Origin of the sequence: Mycobacterium gordonae (assembly GCF_001417955.2) — a bacterium.
Lineage (GTDB): Bacteria > Actinomycetota > Actinomycetes > Mycobacteriales > Mycobacteriaceae > Mycobacterium > Mycobacterium gordonae_B.
In genome coordinates this window covers 1-15483 of the sequence record NZ_LKTM01000018.1, presented here as the reverse complement: position 1 = coordinate 15483, position 15483 = coordinate 1, and the positions used below count along the sequence as shown (strand labels likewise).

Genomic DNA, 15483 nt, shown 5'->3' with positions numbered 1-15483 from the left:
CTTGACACCCGCCGGGAACGGCGGCGGCGGCGGGGCCGGCGGATTCCTGTGGGGCAACGGCGGCGCCGGCGGAGCCGGCGGTAGCTCGCTCACCCTCGGCAGCCCCGCCACCGCGGGCATCGGCGGCAATGGCGGCGATGCCTTCCTGTTCGGCAACGGCGGCGGCGGTGGCAACAGCGGCATCGGGGCCACCCAGGGCTTCGGCGGCAATGGCGGCCACGCCGGACTGTTGATCGGCAGCGGCGGCGACGGAGGCACCGGCTTTGTCAGCGGCACGGGCGGCCTGGCGGGCAAGGCCGGGTTCCTGATCGGCGACGGTGGCAACGGCGGCGGCGGAGGTGTGGGGCAGCCGGGTGCCAACGCCGGTTTCCTGTTCGGTAACGGCGGTGGCGGCGGCAGCGCGGTGGCCAGTTCGATCGGCAACGGCGGTTTCGGCGGCCGCGGAGGCGACGCCGGGCTGATCGGCACGGGCGGCAACGGCGGGTGGGGCGGCACATTCAACGGCCTTGGCACGCCCGGCAACGGCGGCACCGGCGGCAACGGCGGCAACGGCGGCCTGCTGTACGGGAATGGCGGCTGGGGTGGCCCGGGTGGTGCCGGCGGTACCGGCAATGCCTTCGGCGCTGCCGGACACGGCGGGGAGGGCGGCCGCGGCGGCTCCGCCAACCTGTTCGGCAACAGCGGATCCGGCGGCCGCGGCGGTGACGGCGGAGCGACCGGAACGAACGCATCCGGCGGTGGCTACGGCGGCAACGGCGGTGAGGCCGGCAGCAGCGGAATCATCTCCGGCATGAACGGGGCCGGCGGAAACGGCGGCAACGGCGGTGCCAGCAACGCCACCGCCGCCGGCGGCATGGGCGGCAGCGGCGGTCACGGCTCCAACGCCAAGCTGATCGGCCAGGGTGGGGATGGCGGGTTTGGCGGCGCCGGCGGAGTCGGGTTCGCTGTCGGCGCCGGTGCGGCCGGTGGTCAGGGCGCAAACGCCGGCGAGGGCGGCATGTTGTTCGGCAGCGGCGGCTGGGGCGGCTACGGCGGCGCGGGCGGGCAGAACTTCGCCGGTATCGGCAGCACAGGTGGGCCCGGGGGCGGCGGCGGCAACGGCGGCAACGCGTTCTTCATCGGAAACGGCGGCCCCGGTGGCGGCGGAGGCTCCGGGGGCACCGGCTTCACGGCCGGGACCGGCGGAAACGGCGGGGCCGGTGGTACGGCCGGACCGCTCGGAAAGGCCGGCGCACCCGGACCGCACGGATAATCCCGGCGGAAGCTCATATATGTGCCTGCGGTGAACTTCACCGCAATCTCGTGTGCGCCCTAGTTGGCGGCGTTACGCTTTCCACCTCTCTAGGTCAGCAGGGTTGGGAGAGCGAATTGTCTTACCTCATCGCTTCGCCGGATGCCCTGGCTGCTGCGGCGCAAGACCTGGCCGCGATCGATTCGACAATCCGCGAGGTCAACGCTGCCACACTGGCACCGACCACACAGTTGCTCGCGGCCGGTGCCGATGAGATATCGGCGGCAGTCGCGTCGGTGTTCGGCCGGCACGGGCAGGGCTACCAGGCCCTCAGCGCCCAGACCGCGGCCTTTCACCAGCAGTTCGTCCGGGCGCTGACCGCAGGCGCGGATCTGTATGCGGGGACCGAGGCAGCCAACGCCGCGGCCGTCGCCAGCCCGTGGCAGGCCCTGCAACAGCAGGTGCTGAACCTGATCAATACCCCGACCGAAGTGCTGCTGGGGCGTGCACTGATCGGCAACGGCGCCGATGGAGCGCCCGGTACCGGGCAGAACGGCGGGGCCGGCGGGCTGCTGTGGGGCGACGGCGGCAACGGCGGATCAGGCAAGCCCGCAAGCGGGTTCGGGTTCGGCGGGCCGGGTGGCAACGGCGGACCCGCCGGGCTGTTCGGCAATGGCGGCGCCGGCGGTGCCGGCGGGCCCTCCGTAGGGTTCGAGTCCGCCGGCCCCGGGGGCGCCGGCGGCAGTGGCGGCATGTTGTTCGGCAACGGGGGCGCCGGCGGTCCGGGTGGATATGCCTTGACCCCCACCACGGGAGGCACCGGCGGTCGGGGCGGGGACGCCATCGGGTTGTTCGGCAGCGGAGGCGCCGGCGGTGACGGCGGATCGGGGCAAGCCACCGGCAACAGCGTTGCCGGCGCCGGAGGCCAGGGCGGGCACGGCGGACTGCTGAACGGCGACGGCGGCCGGGGCGGCAACGCCGGAGCAGCCAGCCGCGGTAACAGTGGTGGCAACGGCGGCGCCGGCGGGATGTTCAGCGGCAACGGCGGCAACGGCGGCAACGGTTCCATGGGCAATCCGGCGCTGGGCAGCGCATCCTACGGCGGCGGCGACGGCGGCTCGGCCGGCCTCATCGGTAATGGCGGCGCTGGGGGAACCGGCGGTTCGGCGACGCTTACAACCCCGTTTGAGAACGGTGGCTATGGCGGCAAAGGGGGCACGGGCGGCAGCCTGTTCGGCAACGGCGGTCACGGTGGTGCGGGCGGCCAGTCCAGCTACGGCAACGGCGGCGACGGAGGCGTGGGTGGCAATGCCATCGGGCTCTACGGGACCGGTGGGGACGGCGGCGACGGCGGCCAGGCCCTCGGCAGGGGCGGATTCGGCGGCCGGGGCGGCAACGGCGGGATCGTCGGTGCCGGCGGCAGGGGTGGCGACGCCGGGTATGGCACCACGTTCACCGGAGCATTCGGCGGCAACGGCGGCAACGCACAGCTGATCGGCAATGGTGGCGACGGCGGGAACGCACAGGTCCTCCCCAACCGCGGGATCGGCGGAGCGGGCGGCCTGCTTCTCGGCTTGCCCGGGACCGACTAATCGCTGGCCGGAAGCGGTTTGACCTCTTTGAGGGCAAGCTTGGTGTCGCCGACGCTCAGGCTGCCCGCGCCCGGCTTGGTCACCAGCACCTCGGCGCCGGTTTCGTCGACGTAGCGCTTGCCCATCACGCTGCCGTCGGCGAACGCCGGGTCGAGCGAACCGGCACGCTCGGCGCCCATCTCCACCATCGGCGCGCCGCCGCAGCGCAGGTCGTCGAGGCTGTCCGCGCTGCGGACGACGATGACTTGGGTGTCACACACCTGGCTGGCCAGGCGGGTTCCGTTCTTGATCATGATTGCGCCCCTGCTAGGTTCTCGATGATCTCCCGGCGAAGTACCTTGCCGGTGGCGGTGGTCGGCAGCTCGTCGCGGAACACTACCCGGTCCGGCGTGCGTGACCCCCGCAAACTCTTTCGGACATATTCGCGCAGTTCGTCGGGGTCGGGATCGACGCCGTCGCGAGGCACCACCACCGCGACGATCGCCTGTCCCCACTGCGGGTCTTCGACGCCGACCACCGCGACATCGCGCACGTGGGGGTGCTCGATGAGCACCTCCTCGAGTTCGGCGGGGGCGATGTTCTCGCCGCCGCGGATGATGGTGTCGTCGCTGCGCCCGCCGATGAACAGATAGCCGTCCTCGTCGACCATGGCGATGTCTTTGGTTGGGAACCAACCGTTTTCGTCGAGCACCGAACCGATCCCGGCATAGCGCCCGGACACCTGCTCGCCGCGGACGAACAGTTCGCCCGTCTGCCCCGGCCCCAGCACGGTGCCGTCTTCGCCCCGGATCTCGACCTCGATGCCGGGAACCGGCCGGCCGACGGATCCCAGCCGCCTGGCGACCGCGGCGTCGGCGGCGGTGTGCGCGTCGCGGTGGTCGTCGGGGGTGAGCACCGCGATCGTCGAGCTGGTTTCGGTGAGGCCGTAAGCGTTGACGAAACCGACGTCCGGCAGCAGTTCCAGGGCCCGCCGGACCAGTGGCAGGCCGACTTTGGAACCGCCGTAGGCGAGGTTGCGCAGCGCGGCCAGCTTGTGCTCACCGGTCTCGAGGACGTTGACGATGCGATCCAGCATGGTCGGCACCACGGTGGCGGTGGTGACGCGCTCGTCGTTGACCAGCCGCACCCACTCATGGGGGTCGAAGTTGGTCAGGTACACCATCTTTCGGCCGGCGTACAGGTTGGACAGCGCGGCTCCGACCCCGGCGATGTGATAGGGCGGCACGCAGATCAGAGCGGCGTCTTCGGGTGCGGCCGAGTCGAATTCGACGGTTCCGGTGATGTAACTGGTCAGATTGTTGTGGGTGAGCTCGACGGCCTTGGGTTGTGAGGTGGTACCGGAGGTGAAGAGCACCACGGCGACCGAGTCCGGATCGGCGAACTCCGCGGCGGCCTCGGCGCTGCGGGCCAGCGCGACGAACTCCTCGGAGCCCAGCGCCCTGGCGTCGCCGATCATGTCCGGGTACCGGTCGTCGACGATCACCAGCGGTTCGGGCAGACGCTGGATCAGCGCCTGGATACCGTCGGCGGAAAGGCGGTAGTTGATCGGAGTGAACGGCAAGCCGGCCCGCGCCGAGGCGAAGATCAGCAGCGGTAGCAACGCGCCGCCGGCCCCGACGTAGACGACGTGCCGAGCTCCCGAACTCGCCAGGACGCCAGCGCCGCCGTCAGCCAGGTCGCTGAGCTGCTGCGTCGTCAGCCGCAGGTCCCCGGCCACCAGCGCCGTGCGCTCGGGGTTGCCCGACGCAGCCATCTCCAGCAGCAGCGAAACGCTCATTCCTCGATCCCTCGTAGGATCCCGCGACCGTTACAAATCTTGCCGATAGTGTAACCCATGCCGCTCGGGCGTCACCGCCGGTCCGCGATCAGGTGCCCGTCCAGCGCGGGGGGCGCTTCTCGGCGAAGGCGATCGCGCCCTCCTTCGCGTCGTTGGACATGAAGATCGGGGCGAGGATCTCGATCTGCTTGGTGAACCGGTTTTCGAGTGTCCAGCCACGGGATTCGGTGATGATGCGCTTGGTGGCGGCGACCGCGAGCGGACCGTTGGCCGTGATCTTCTCGGCCAGCGCGATCGCGGCGTCCAGTGCTCCGCCGGGCTCGGCGAGCACGTTGACCAGGCCCAGCTCGTGTGCGCGCTCGGCCGAGAGTTGGTCGCCGGTCAGCGCGAGTTCCATGGCGATCGCGTACGGGATGCGCTCGGGCAGCCGCAGCAGTCCACCGCCGCCGGCCACCAGACCGCGCTTGACCTCGGGGATGCCGAAAGCCGAATTATTAGCTGCCACAATCAGATCCGTGGCCAGCGCCAGTTCGGTGCCACCGGCCAGCGCATAACCCTCGACCGCGGCGATCAGCGGCTTGGCGGGTGGGCGCTCGGTGAACCCCAGGCCCCGCCCGGCGATCGCGACGTTCTCGCCGCGGGCGAACGCCTTGAGGTCCATGCCCGCGCAGAAGGATCCGCCGGCGCCGGTCAGGATCGCCACCGACAGGTCGGCGTCCTCGTCCAGACGATCCATGGCGTCGGCCAGGCCCTGACTGGCCGCGGCGTTGATCGCGTTCTTGGCCTTGGGGCGGTTGATGGTGATGATCAGGATCCGGTCCCGCTTTTCGGTCAGGATCTCGGGCTCGCTGTTAGCTTCGTCGCTCACAGTGCCGATGGTAGCGGGCGTCGCGCGTGACGAATCCGCCGGTCGATGTAACGTCGCGTCACGCCTGGGCCATCGCCTCGGCGACGACCGTCAGATCTTCCGAAAGCCCTGCCGCCCTGCGTATCTCGACGAACTCGGCGATCATCGCCTCGGTCACCTCGTGCGGGTCGTTCAGGGTGGCGCCGTCGGTCAGCACCGAGATGTTGAGTTGATCGACGTAGCTCCACACGGTGATGTTCAAGCCACTGCCCGCCGTCAGCGGACCCACCGAGTAGATCTCGGTGACCAGCGCGCCGCCCACCCGGCCGCGTTCGCGGGGACCGGGGACGTTGGAGATGTTGAGGTTGAGCACCTTGTTCTGGCCGTCGCGACTGGACAGCCAGCGAAACATCGCCTCGGTACCCGACGGCGGCCAGTAGGCGGCCCAGCGGCTGATCAACTCCGGCCCGAGCAACTGGTGGCTCTCCTTGGCGGACACGGCGTTGTCGTGCGCGGCGCGGACCCGCTCCAGTGGGTCGTCCAGGTCGCACGGCAGCGCGACCATCATGCCGCTGAAGTAGTTGCCTGAGATCCGCTCCGGGTCGAAGTTGAAGCTGACCGGCACCGACGCCAGCAGCGGCACCGCCTTGCCGTCGTAGCGCACCAGCAGCTTGTGCAGCGCGCCGCTGGACAGGGCCAGCACCATGTCGTTGATGGTGGCGCCGAGCTTTTTGCCGGTCTCCTTCACATCTGCCAGCGCCAGGGTGGCGGTGGCGAACCGGCGCTCCGGGGTGAGCATGTGGTTCATGAACGTCGGTGGCGGGGTGAACGGCATCGTCAGCTCCGGGGAGAGCTTGCGCGAACTGCGCCGCACCCGCCGGATGCCCTGGGCGGTGTAGCGGACGGTCGCGGGGATGCGTTTGATGTGGCGCATGTGGTCGACGAACGCTGTGTTGATCAGCTCGCGTTTGGTGGGCGCCGGATCGGGTGTGTAGGAGCTGAGCTGCGGTGTCGGCATGAGATCCATGCCGTGCGCCATCAGGTTCGCCGAGGCGACACCGTCGGCCAGCGCGTGGTGGATCTTGAGCACCACCGCGATACGGTCGTCGGCCAGCCCCTCGACGAAGTACATCTCCCACAACGGGTGCGAGCGGTCCAGCGGTGTGCTGGCGATCTGCCCGATGGCCTCGTCGAGCTCGCGACGGCCACCAGGGGCGGGCAGCTGCCACGGGCGGATGTGGTACTCGAAGTCGACGTCGCAGTTCTCCCGCCACATCGGGTGGTGGAACTTGTAGGGGACGTCAATCAGCTGATAGCCCAACGGAACCAGCTTGTCCATCCGCCCGGCGATCACCTGACGGAACGCGTCGATGGTAAAGCCGCGGCTCTCCGGATCGAGTTCGATGACGGCGACCTTGATGGTGTGCATGTGCACGTTCGGCGTCTCGCTGTACAGCAGCACCGCGTCCCAGCCGGTGAGCCGCTTCACCGCAGTCCCCTACCCATAGCGCGACCTTACAAGCGGTCCGGGCCTAGATGACCTCTTTGGCGAACTGTGTCCGGGTGCGGTGCACCTGGTTGAGGAACAGCGCCGTGGCATGGGCCATGGCACCGGCGCGCGGCCCGTCGAGCATGTCGAAGCCGTGGCCCGCGCCCGGCAACTCCACATAGCTGACCAGCGAAGCCGATACCGCACGCAGCCGTTCGACGAAGCTGCGGGCCTGCGCCACCGGGATCACACTGTCCCGACTCCCGTGAATCACCAGGAACGGCGGCGCATTTCGGTGCACCCGCGCGATCGGCGAGGCGTCCCGGAAGACGTCCGGGTGCCGTGCGATGGACCGCTGGACCACCACGCGCTCGAGGAACTGGACGAACCGCTCCCGCTCGGGGGTCGACCGGTCCTCCCAGCAGTAGCGGCCGTAGATGCCGACCACCGCGTCCACCGAGCTGTCGGCACCGTCGGGCAGCTTGGCCTGGTAGGTCGCGTCGTCGTCGGTGAGCCCGGCCAGCGCGGCGAGGTGGCCGCCGGCCGAACAACCGGCCACGGCGACGAAGTTGCGGTCGCCGCCGAACCTGTCGACGTTGGCGCGCGCCCAGGCGATGGCGGTCTTGACGTCGGTGATGTGCCGGGGCCAGCGATGATGTGGCGAGACCCGGTAGTTGATCGCCAGGCAGACCCAGCCCTGCTCGGCCAGGCGCGACATCAGGGCGGTCCCCTGCATCTGGGTGCTGCCGTGCACCCAGGCACCGCCGGGCACGAAGATCAGCACCGGGGCGGGTTCGGCGGGCAGGTCCTTGCGCCGCCAGACATCGAGGGTCTGAACCGGCTGGTCGCCGTAGTGCACGCCGCGGCGGTGCAGGTACTTGCTGCGTCGCAGCGCCTCCCAGAACGGCGGGGTCGGGTTGGCGGCGGGCCACTCGGCGTCGAGTTCCTCCGGCGACACCGTCCCACGCAGCGCCGCGATCGACACCTCGTTGGTGCTGTCCCGCTCGCGGCGGCGCAGCTCGCCGCTGCCCGGGGCGAACCGCCCCTTGGCCGATGCGGACACCAACTCGGGGGCGAACCGCATGCCCCACAGGCTCATCGCGGCGACGGTTCCCAATGGCTCCAGGCGCTTGCCCACCAGCGGCAATGAAGCCCCGGCCCGGCTCATCGCCAGCAGATAGTCAGCAGGACCGGCCCGCAGCATCCTTTTGACGCAGGATTTGGACTGTCCAGTCGCCGTCATGCTGGGGAGCGTACCCCTACTGGCCGGTAGTAACCCAGCATTATCCGGTTGCATTCTCTTCCGGGATGCGCCGGCTCGTCAGGACAAGCCGCACGGCGTAGGCCAGCGCGCTGCCGGCAAACAACGTCGCGACCAGCAGCAGCCAGCGGCCCAGGAACGGCTGCTGGGTCTGGCCGGTTGCCGCATGGTAGGTGTCGGCGCCCTGCTCGATGATGCCCGGCAGAAAGACCAGCAGGGTGAGCGCGGCACCCAGGGCCGGGACGCGAATGTAGTTGCGCACCGGGACTTTCGGTGACGGCGCCCGGACCCCGGGCAGTCGGGCTATGGCCGCGTCGGCCAGCGCGTAGAGCGGGAAGAGCACCAGGTCGTGGCCGATGACGGCCGCGGCCAACCACACCGCGACCGACTGCCACCAACTGCCCGGATTCCACAGGGCGGCCGGTCGCAGCGCGATCAGCACATAGCCCAGCAGCGCGAACCCGGCCACCATGGTCAGCAGATGCAACGGGTGAGCGCCGTAGTATCGTGCGAAAAGCGTTGGCCTGGAACTCATTTCATGTCCGCCCGAAGTCGATGGCGGTCACCCACTTGGTGTTGTGCACACCGGGCAGGGCGGGGACGATGATCCGCGCCGGGTAGCCGTGATCCAGCGGCAGGTCCTCGCCGTTGACCCGCAGCGCCAGCAGCGCATTCGGGTCTGCGACCTGGTTGGCCTGCAGGAACGCCTCGCCGAATGCGCCGCCCCGCTGCAGCGACCGCACGTGCGCCGACCCGGGCGCCGGCACCCCCGCCAACCGCGCCAACTCCGCCAGCGGCACGCCGCTCCAGGTTTGCACCGTCGACCAGCCCTCCACGCAGGCGATCGGCAGCCGCGCGGTGCGTTGCGGCAGCCGGGCCAGCGCGGCGCGGTCCAGCACCACCTCGGCCGGCCCGCCCCGCAGCGTCAATCGCCATCCGGGGCCCACCGCCTCGGGCGTGATGCCGGCGACGGACGCGGTCTTGTTGACCGGGAAGTCCCGGCCCCTCCCCCGCGGTACCAGGAGTGCGACGCTGCGGGCCGGGCCGCCGAGGGTCTGCCCGACGGTCAGCACTGCGAGCAGCAACACGCCGGAGCCGACCAGCGCCAGTGCGCCGCGCCGGCTGACGGTCGGCGCGGCCGGCTCCGCGGGCACCAGCCCGGTGTCATCGGGTGGCTGGGCGCGAGTGCCGGAAACGTTGGTACGCAATATTTCTCGCAGCGGTATCGATCGCAGGCCGGTGATCATGTGGGGGATCTTGAGCGCGATGTGCATCAGGAAGCCGGTGATGAACACCCACGCTCCGAAGTAGTGCGCGTCGTAGAAGCTGAATCCGAAGATGTAGTCGTACTGGATGTTGAGCACGCCGGTGACGATCTCGAACAGCAGGCCGCCCACCAGCATCAGCAGCGACACCCGCTCTATCAGCTGGGCCAGGGACCGGGCGGGCGGCCAGGCGAACAGCTTCGGGATCACCGACCACAGCTTGGCCAGCACCACCGGGATGATCACCAGGCCCAGGCCCACGTGCAGACCCTGAGTCAGCCGATAGAGCCAGGACGGGCGGGTGGGCCAGGTGAACAGCGGCAGCCGCAGCCAGCCGACGTCGGCGGGTATGGCCTGGCCCAGTTGCGGCCCGTAGGCGATGTAGGACAGCAGGCCGGTGAGCACGATGACGGGCAGGGCAACCAGCAGCGCCAACCCGAAAACCGACGTCAGCCAGGGGCCGCGTAACGGGCTGGTGAAGCGACTCGCAGGGGTCTTCACAACGCTGCCAGCGTTGCGATCACCCTCCCGCCGATCATCCGCACGCCGGTAAGCGTAAGACCAACCTGCGCCGCAAGCGAGGCGGCGCTGTCCACGCCCACCGAGGCCCAGCGGAACCAGGGACCCACCTCGCGGCCGGACTCCAGCCGGACCCAACGGCCCTGGATGCCGATGGCGCGGGTATCGAATTCGGCCACGCAGCGCCCGCCGCGTCCCAACAACTCCGCGGCCCTGCCCAGGATGCGTCGCGGGTCGCCGCCCAGGCCGACGTTGCCGTCGACCAGCAACACCGTCTGCCACCGGCCGGTGCCGGGCAGCGGTTCGAAGACGTCGCCGAGCAAGGCGGGAGCGCCACCGCGGCTGGCGAGTTGAATCGCGGTCACCGAGCGGTCGATGCCCAGGGCCGGTATGCCCCGCTGCACCAGGCGCGCGACCAGGCGCGCCGGCCCGCAGCCCAGCTCGATCGTCGGGCCGAAGCACATCTGGGCGACGGACTCGTCGAATGCCTCGTCGGAGGCGCGTTCTCCGTCGTTGTCGTGGGCCGCGCGGTCCGCGGCTCCCAGCCAGCGGTGAGCCGGGAGCGGACGCACCTCGCCGTCGTCGTGGCGGATCCAACAGCGCTCGCCGACGAGGGCACGGTCATACAGATTTCCCAGCATTCGCACGCTCCTCGCACATCGTGATCGACCACGTTGCGCGAGCGCGCAGCGGCCACTGGCAAAACCGCGTCCACCGATCAAACCCATCGATACCCCGTTCCGGGGCTGGCTACACACGCCGTGTCAAGAGTTACGCGCGGCGAACGCGAAAGTCCATGCCAGATATTCGGTGCCGGAGCGGGCCCAGATGGCCCGGGTTGGATACTGGATCGATGCCGGCCGCCACTAACGACATCGTGAATGACCAAGTCCACCCTGACCTGCGACGGATCGCGCGCTTTGCGCCGCGGCGGCTGGCCGGTCCCCGGCTACTGCCGGTGATGCGGCGGGCGGCCAAGCTGATGAGCCCGGGACGGACTCCCGCCGGCGTCGAGGTGCTGACCCTGGCGTCGGGCACCGGCGTTCGGTTGTACCGGCCGGCGGGGGTCGACGAACCGACTGCCGCGTTGTTGTGGATTCACGGCGGCGGATACGTGTTCGGTTCGGCCCGGCAGGACGACGCGCTGTGTCTACGGTTCAGCAAAGCGTTGGGTATCACGGTCGCCTCGGTGGATTACCGGCTGGCGCCCGAGCATCCCTACCCTGCCCCGCTGGAGGACTGCTATGCGGCACTGACCTGGCTGGCCGCCCTGCCCGCGGTGGACCCGGCGCGGGTGGCGATCGGCGGGGCCAGCGCCGGCGGCGGACTGGCCGCAGCGCTGGCGCTGCTGGCGCGCGACCGCGGTGCCCTCACCCCGGCGTTCCAGTTGTTGGTCTATCCGATGCTGGATGACCGCAGCTCGGCGGCGCCGCCGAACCCGAATCACCGGCTGTGGGATCCGAGGGCCAATGAATTCGGCTGGGTCTCGTATCTCGGCGGCGCGGACCCGGCGGTCGCGGTGCCGGCCCGGCGCACCGACCTGAGCGGGCTGCCCCCGGCGTGGGTCGGGGTCGGCACCCATGACCTGTTCCACGACGAGGACGTCGAATACGCGCGCCGGCTGGTCGAGGCCGGGGTGCCGTGCCAGGTGGAACGGATTCCGGGCGCGTTTCACGGGTTCGACCTTGTCGCGGCGAAACTGCCGGTGTCGCAACAGTTTTTCCGGATGCAGTGCGACGCCTTGCGGCCAGTCCTGTCCGGTCACATCGCGAAGTAGACGAGTTCGCCCCGGATCAGCGTCGCCGCCACCAGCCCCGCATCCAGCTCGGCCAGCACCGTGTCGGGTGGCTCGGACAGCACACAGAGGTCCCCCGGTTCGCCGATCTCGACCGTGCGCGGCCGGTCCGGACGATCCGACCAGCCCAGGAACATCGTCAAAGCCGTTCGTGCGGAGACACATTCGCCGGCATTGAGAACCTCCCCGCTGGGCGTGCTGCGCGACACCGCGGCCCGCATCGCCGCCCACGGATCGCCGTCGCCGAACGGCATATCGGTGGACAGCGCAACCGGGATATTCGCCCTGAGTAACGATGCGACCCGCCAGAGTTGATCCTGCTCGTGTGCGGGGACGTCGGCCAGGTACTGATCACCGCGCTCGGCAACGAAATTGGGTTGCGTCACCACGGTGACGCCGAGTTCGGCGAGGTCGGCCAGGTTGTCGTCGGGCACCACCGCGGCATGTTCGATACGGTCGAACGGGTGGCTGCCGGCCGCCCGCAGGGCCGCGATCGTGACGACCAGTTGCGCCGCGGTCACACAGTGCACGGCGACCGGTTGCCCGGACCGGTGCCGGTCACCGATCCACTGAATCAACTCGTCCAGGTCGAGACGGTCGTCGTGCAGGATCCTCTTGCCGGGCACCAGAACCTTGACGCCAGGCCGGAATTCGCCGCTGCGGTGGGCCATCATCAGCGAAACCAGGCCTTCGACGTCCAGGTCGGGGGTCGCGTCGGTGACTCCGGTGACTCCGGTGGCCGTGATGCGCCGGCTCAGTTCGGCCAGATCGGTCTCCCTGCGTTGCAGCGCCTGCGACCAGGGATCGGCGCTACGCAGCCGGCCGTCGGGATGACCGGCGAGCCCTACGCGCCCCAGGGCGGCGGAGTTGAGCATCCACAGCGCCCCGCTTCGGTGCTGGACGCGGACCGGGACGTGCGCGCGGACGGCGTCCAGCGCCGTCCGGTCCAGCTCCCCGGCCACCGACTCGTGGTAGCCGACGGCGCGGATCCATCCGTCGGGACCCGGAACCGCGCTTGAAAGAGCATGCGCCAGTTGGTCTCTGGTGCGCACTGCGGGCGGTCCGAGCGACAGCGAGTCCAGCGCCGACGCCGCCGCGTGCAGGTGGACGTGATGGTCGTGCAGGCCCGGCAGCACGGTGCCGCCGCCGGCGTCGAGCACACCTTCCCCGGGCCGCGGGGCGAGGCTCTGCCGCACTTCTTCGATCCGCGCACCCACCCGGATGTCGGCGGTCGTCCCGTCCAGCAGGGTGGCCCGCTTGATCAGCATGACCGGCAGCCTCTTTCGGCGACCAGGTGGCGCACGGCATCGTTGTCGGCGCCCAGGACGGAGGCCGCGCCGTGCAGCTGGGGAGTCCGCGGCGGGCGCACCGGCCGGTCGGAGCACTGCGCCGGCCCCGGCGGGCCGGCAGGCAACGCGGCGTAGGTCGCGGCGACATCGGCCATGGCGACCTCGATGAGCTCGCCGCCGCCGCGGTGCAGCGAGTCCAGCACCGCCCGGCCGGCCTCCAGCCCGGTCAGCGGGTCGGCGATGGCGTCCCCGCAGAAAACGGGGCCGGCGCCGACCAGGCCACCCGCCACCGCGGCGTCGTCGCCGAATGCCGGCCGCCGCGATCGCGACCCGTGACCGGTGATCCGCAACCAGATCCGCCCGGCGCGCGGGGCAACGTCGTCGGGGCCCAGCCCGCGGCGCGCCAGCGCGTCGGGCCGCGATCCCTCGATCACGATGTCGGCGACCGTCAGCAGGTCCCGCAACTCGCCGGCCTGCCGGTCGAAGTCCAGGCAGCAGGACAGTTTCGCTGCGTTGATCCAGTCGAAGAACCTGTGGTCGCCGGCCCGGGTGCCATCGGGCCGCGCGGGACTTTCCACCTTGACGACGGTAGCGCCCGCCCGGGCCAGCAACTGCCCACACAACGGGCCGGCCCACAGCGAGGACAGGTCGGCGACCAGCAAGCCCGCCGGGCCGTCGAGCGGTGCCCGCGGCGCCGTCCGGCGCACCCGCGGTGGTGTCGCGGCGGCCTCACCCAGCGCGGCCGCGGGGATGTCGAGCAGCGTCGCGCGTTCGACGGCCTGGGCTGCCGGCCGGCTCGCCACCCAGCGGTGCAGCGCGGGCCACGGGTCCGCTTCGACCGTGTCGGCCGACAGCAGCGCCGGGACGGCGGCGACGTCGTCGGGCCGGGACAGGGTGATCGCGCACCACCCGTCGCGTGCCGCCATCAGATGGGTGGCGCCGCCGGCCGACACCCGGCCGGCCCGGCTGAGCCCGAGCAGCCCGGCGCGCCCCGTCAGCCAGGTGGCCGCGTCGGGAGCAAGCTGCCGGGCGTGTTCGAGCACACCGGCGCGCGAGAAGTCGGGGGCGGCGTCGGGCAGACCAGTCAGATAGGCCAGGCCGCTGCGCCCCCACTCCGCAACCGAACTCACCCCACCATGGTTGCTCGCGGCCGGTGATCGGCGGCCGCGGGGGCCTTCGGTGCTAGATACGGGAATGTGGCGCAGACCACATTCTAGAAACTATTCGGATGTCTTTACCGGTTTTTGGCCAGAAGCCAGTTTGTTTTGGGCGGATTCCAGTTATCGTCGTATCGGCTTAGCCGATCAACATGACCGGGGGACTTGACACGACCTCTGTGGTCGTGACCTAGCGAGTGGGCGGTTCCCATGTCGTACGTGACTACATCGCCGGATGTCCTGTCGGGCGCGGCGTCGAATCTGACGGGCCTCGGGGCCGCGCTGGAGCGGGCGAACGCCGCCGCGGCGTCCTCCACCACCGAGCTGCTCGCCGCGGCGCAGGACGAGGTGTCGGCCGCCATCGCCGCGCTGTTCGGCAACCATGGCCAGGCCTACCAGGCCGTCAGCGCGGAAGCCGCGGCCTTCCACGCCCGGTTCATCCAGGCCCTGTCCTCCGGCGCGAGTGCTTACACCGCGGCCGAGGCCGCCGCCGCCTCCCCGCTGCAGCCGCTGATCGACCTGATCAACCTGCCCACCGAGACGCTGTTCGGACGGCCGCTGATCGGTGACGGCGCCGACGGGGTCGACGGGACCGGCGCCGCCGGTAAACCGGGTGGCTACATCTACGGCAACGGCGGCAAGGGCGGATCGGGCGCGGCCGGTCAGGCCGGCGGAGCGGGCGGTTCGGCCGGGTTGATCGGCCATGGCGGTGCCGGTGGCGCCGGCGGAAACTCGGCAACCGGTGCCGGCGGGGCCGGCGGGGCCGGCGGAAACGGCGGCTGGTTGTACGGCAACGGCGGCGCCGGCGGGGCCGGCGGAAACAACACCGGCGGCGTGGGCACCGGGGGCCTCGGCGGGGTCGGTGGCACCGCCCGCCTGATCGGCAGCGGCGGCGCCGGCGGGGCGGGCGGATCCAGCGTCAGCGCCGACGGTGCGGCCGGCGCGGCCGGCGGCGGCGGTGGCCTGCTGTACGGCAACGGCGGTGCGGGCGGAGCCGGCGGCAACGCCTCCGGCACCGGTGCCGGCGGAGTCGGCGGCGCCGGCGCCAACGCCGGTTTGTTCGGCAACGCAGGATTCGGCGGCGACGGCGGTGACGGCACCCTGCTCGGCGCGGGCGGCGCGGGCGGGTCCGGCGGCAACGCCGTGCTCGGCATCGCGGGCTCCGGCGGAGCCGGCGGCGACGCCGCCGGGACGGGTGCCGGCGGGGCCGGGGGCATCGGTGGGAACGCCTGGCTGGTCGGGCTGGGCGGGCACGGCGGGG

At 71.0% G+C, this 15483-nt stretch carries 13 protein-coding genes and 1 pseudogene; 4 read left to right on the top strand and 10 right to left on the bottom strand.

Features of this window, described 5'->3' with window-relative positions:
* A pseudogene (locus AO501_RS37715) lies at nt 1-1252 on the top strand (PE family protein); the annotation flags it as partial.
* 116 nt (nt 1253-1368) lie between these two features.
* Nucleotides 1369-2823 carry a PE family protein gene (locus AO501_RS04440; RefSeq protein WP_055576567.1) on the top strand — a complete coding sequence of 485 codons (1455 nt, stop codon included), beginning with the start codon at nt 1369-1371 and terminating at the stop codon, nt 2821-2823.
* Here the strand turns inward: AO501_RS04440 and AO501_RS04435 are convergent.
* From AO501_RS04435 to AO501_RS04400, 8 genes are all read right to left on the bottom strand, one after another.
* Nucleotides 2820-3116 carry a hypothetical protein gene (locus tag AO501_RS04435; protein WP_055576566.1) on the bottom strand — a complete coding sequence of 99 codons (297 nt, stop codon included), beginning with the start codon at nt 3114-3116 and terminating at the stop codon, nt 2820-2822. The two genes, AO501_RS04440 and AO501_RS04435, sit on opposite strands and share 4 nt — an antisense overlap.
* Entirely contained in the window at nt 3113-4600 is a 1488-nt protein-coding gene (locus AO501_RS04430; protein WP_055576565.1) for a class I adenylate-forming enzyme family protein, read from the bottom strand. The genes AO501_RS04435 and AO501_RS04430 overlap by 4 nt, the downstream gene beginning before the upstream one ends.
* Before the next feature lie 88 nt (nt 4601-4688).
* Nucleotides 4689-5468: a crotonase/enoyl-CoA hydratase family protein gene (locus AO501_RS04425; RefSeq protein ID WP_055576564.1), complete on the bottom strand. Its 780-nt coding sequence runs from the start codon at nt 5466-5468 to the stop codon at nt 4689-4691.
* A gap of 58 nt (nt 5469-5526) precedes the next feature.
* Entirely contained in the window at nt 5527-6936 is a 1410-nt protein-coding gene (locus AO501_RS04420) for a WS/DGAT/MGAT family O-acyltransferase (RefSeq protein ID WP_055576563.1), read from the bottom strand.
* A 43-nt stretch (nt 6937-6979) separates the two neighbouring features.
* Nucleotides 6980-8179, bottom strand: a complete 1200-nt coding sequence (locus AO501_RS04415; protein WP_055576562.1) for an alpha/beta hydrolase — start codon at nt 8177-8179, stop codon at nt 6980-6982.
* Between the two features lie 40 nt (nt 8180-8219).
* A complete protein-coding gene (locus AO501_RS04410) occupies nt 8220-8732 on the bottom strand; it encodes a hypothetical protein (RefSeq protein WP_055576561.1) in 513 nt (170 codons plus the stop codon).
* A gap of 1 nt (nt 8733) precedes the next feature.
* Nucleotides 8734-9963, bottom strand: coding sequence for a molybdopterin-dependent oxidoreductase (locus tag AO501_RS04405; RefSeq protein ID WP_055576560.1), 1230 nt, complete (start codon nt 9961-9963; stop codon nt 8734-8736).
* Nucleotides 9960-10622, bottom strand: coding sequence for a hypothetical protein (locus AO501_RS04400; protein WP_055576559.1), 663 nt, complete (start codon nt 10620-10622; stop codon nt 9960-9962). Before AO501_RS04400 ends, AO501_RS04405 begins: the two co-directional genes overlap by 4 nt.
* A 212-nt stretch (nt 10623-10834) precedes the next feature.
* Between AO501_RS04400 and AO501_RS04395 the strand changes: the two genes are divergently transcribed.
* Nucleotides 10835-11758 carry an alpha/beta hydrolase gene (locus tag AO501_RS04395; protein ID WP_371934977.1) on the top strand — a complete coding sequence of 308 codons (924 nt, stop codon included), beginning with the start codon at nt 10835-10837 and terminating at the stop codon, nt 11756-11758.
* Here AO501_RS04395 and AO501_RS04390 read toward each other — a convergent pair.
* Nucleotides 11743-13044 carry an amidohydrolase family protein gene (locus tag AO501_RS04390; RefSeq protein ID WP_055576558.1) on the bottom strand — a complete coding sequence of 434 codons (1302 nt, stop codon included), beginning with the start codon at nt 13042-13044 and terminating at the stop codon, nt 11743-11745. The genes AO501_RS04395 and AO501_RS04390 overlap by 16 nt on opposite strands.
* A complete protein-coding gene (locus AO501_RS04385; RefSeq protein ID WP_055576557.1) occupies nt 13038-14195 on the bottom strand; it encodes a CoA transferase in 1158 nt (385 codons plus the stop codon). The genes AO501_RS04390 and AO501_RS04385 overlap by 7 nt, the downstream gene beginning before the upstream one ends.
* Before the next feature lie 237 nt (nt 14196-14432).
* Here AO501_RS04385 and AO501_RS04380 point away from each other — a divergent pair.
* Nucleotides 14433-15483 (top strand): PE family protein (locus AO501_RS04380; RefSeq protein WP_055576556.1); only part of this gene is annotated, 1051 nt, incomplete at its 3' end.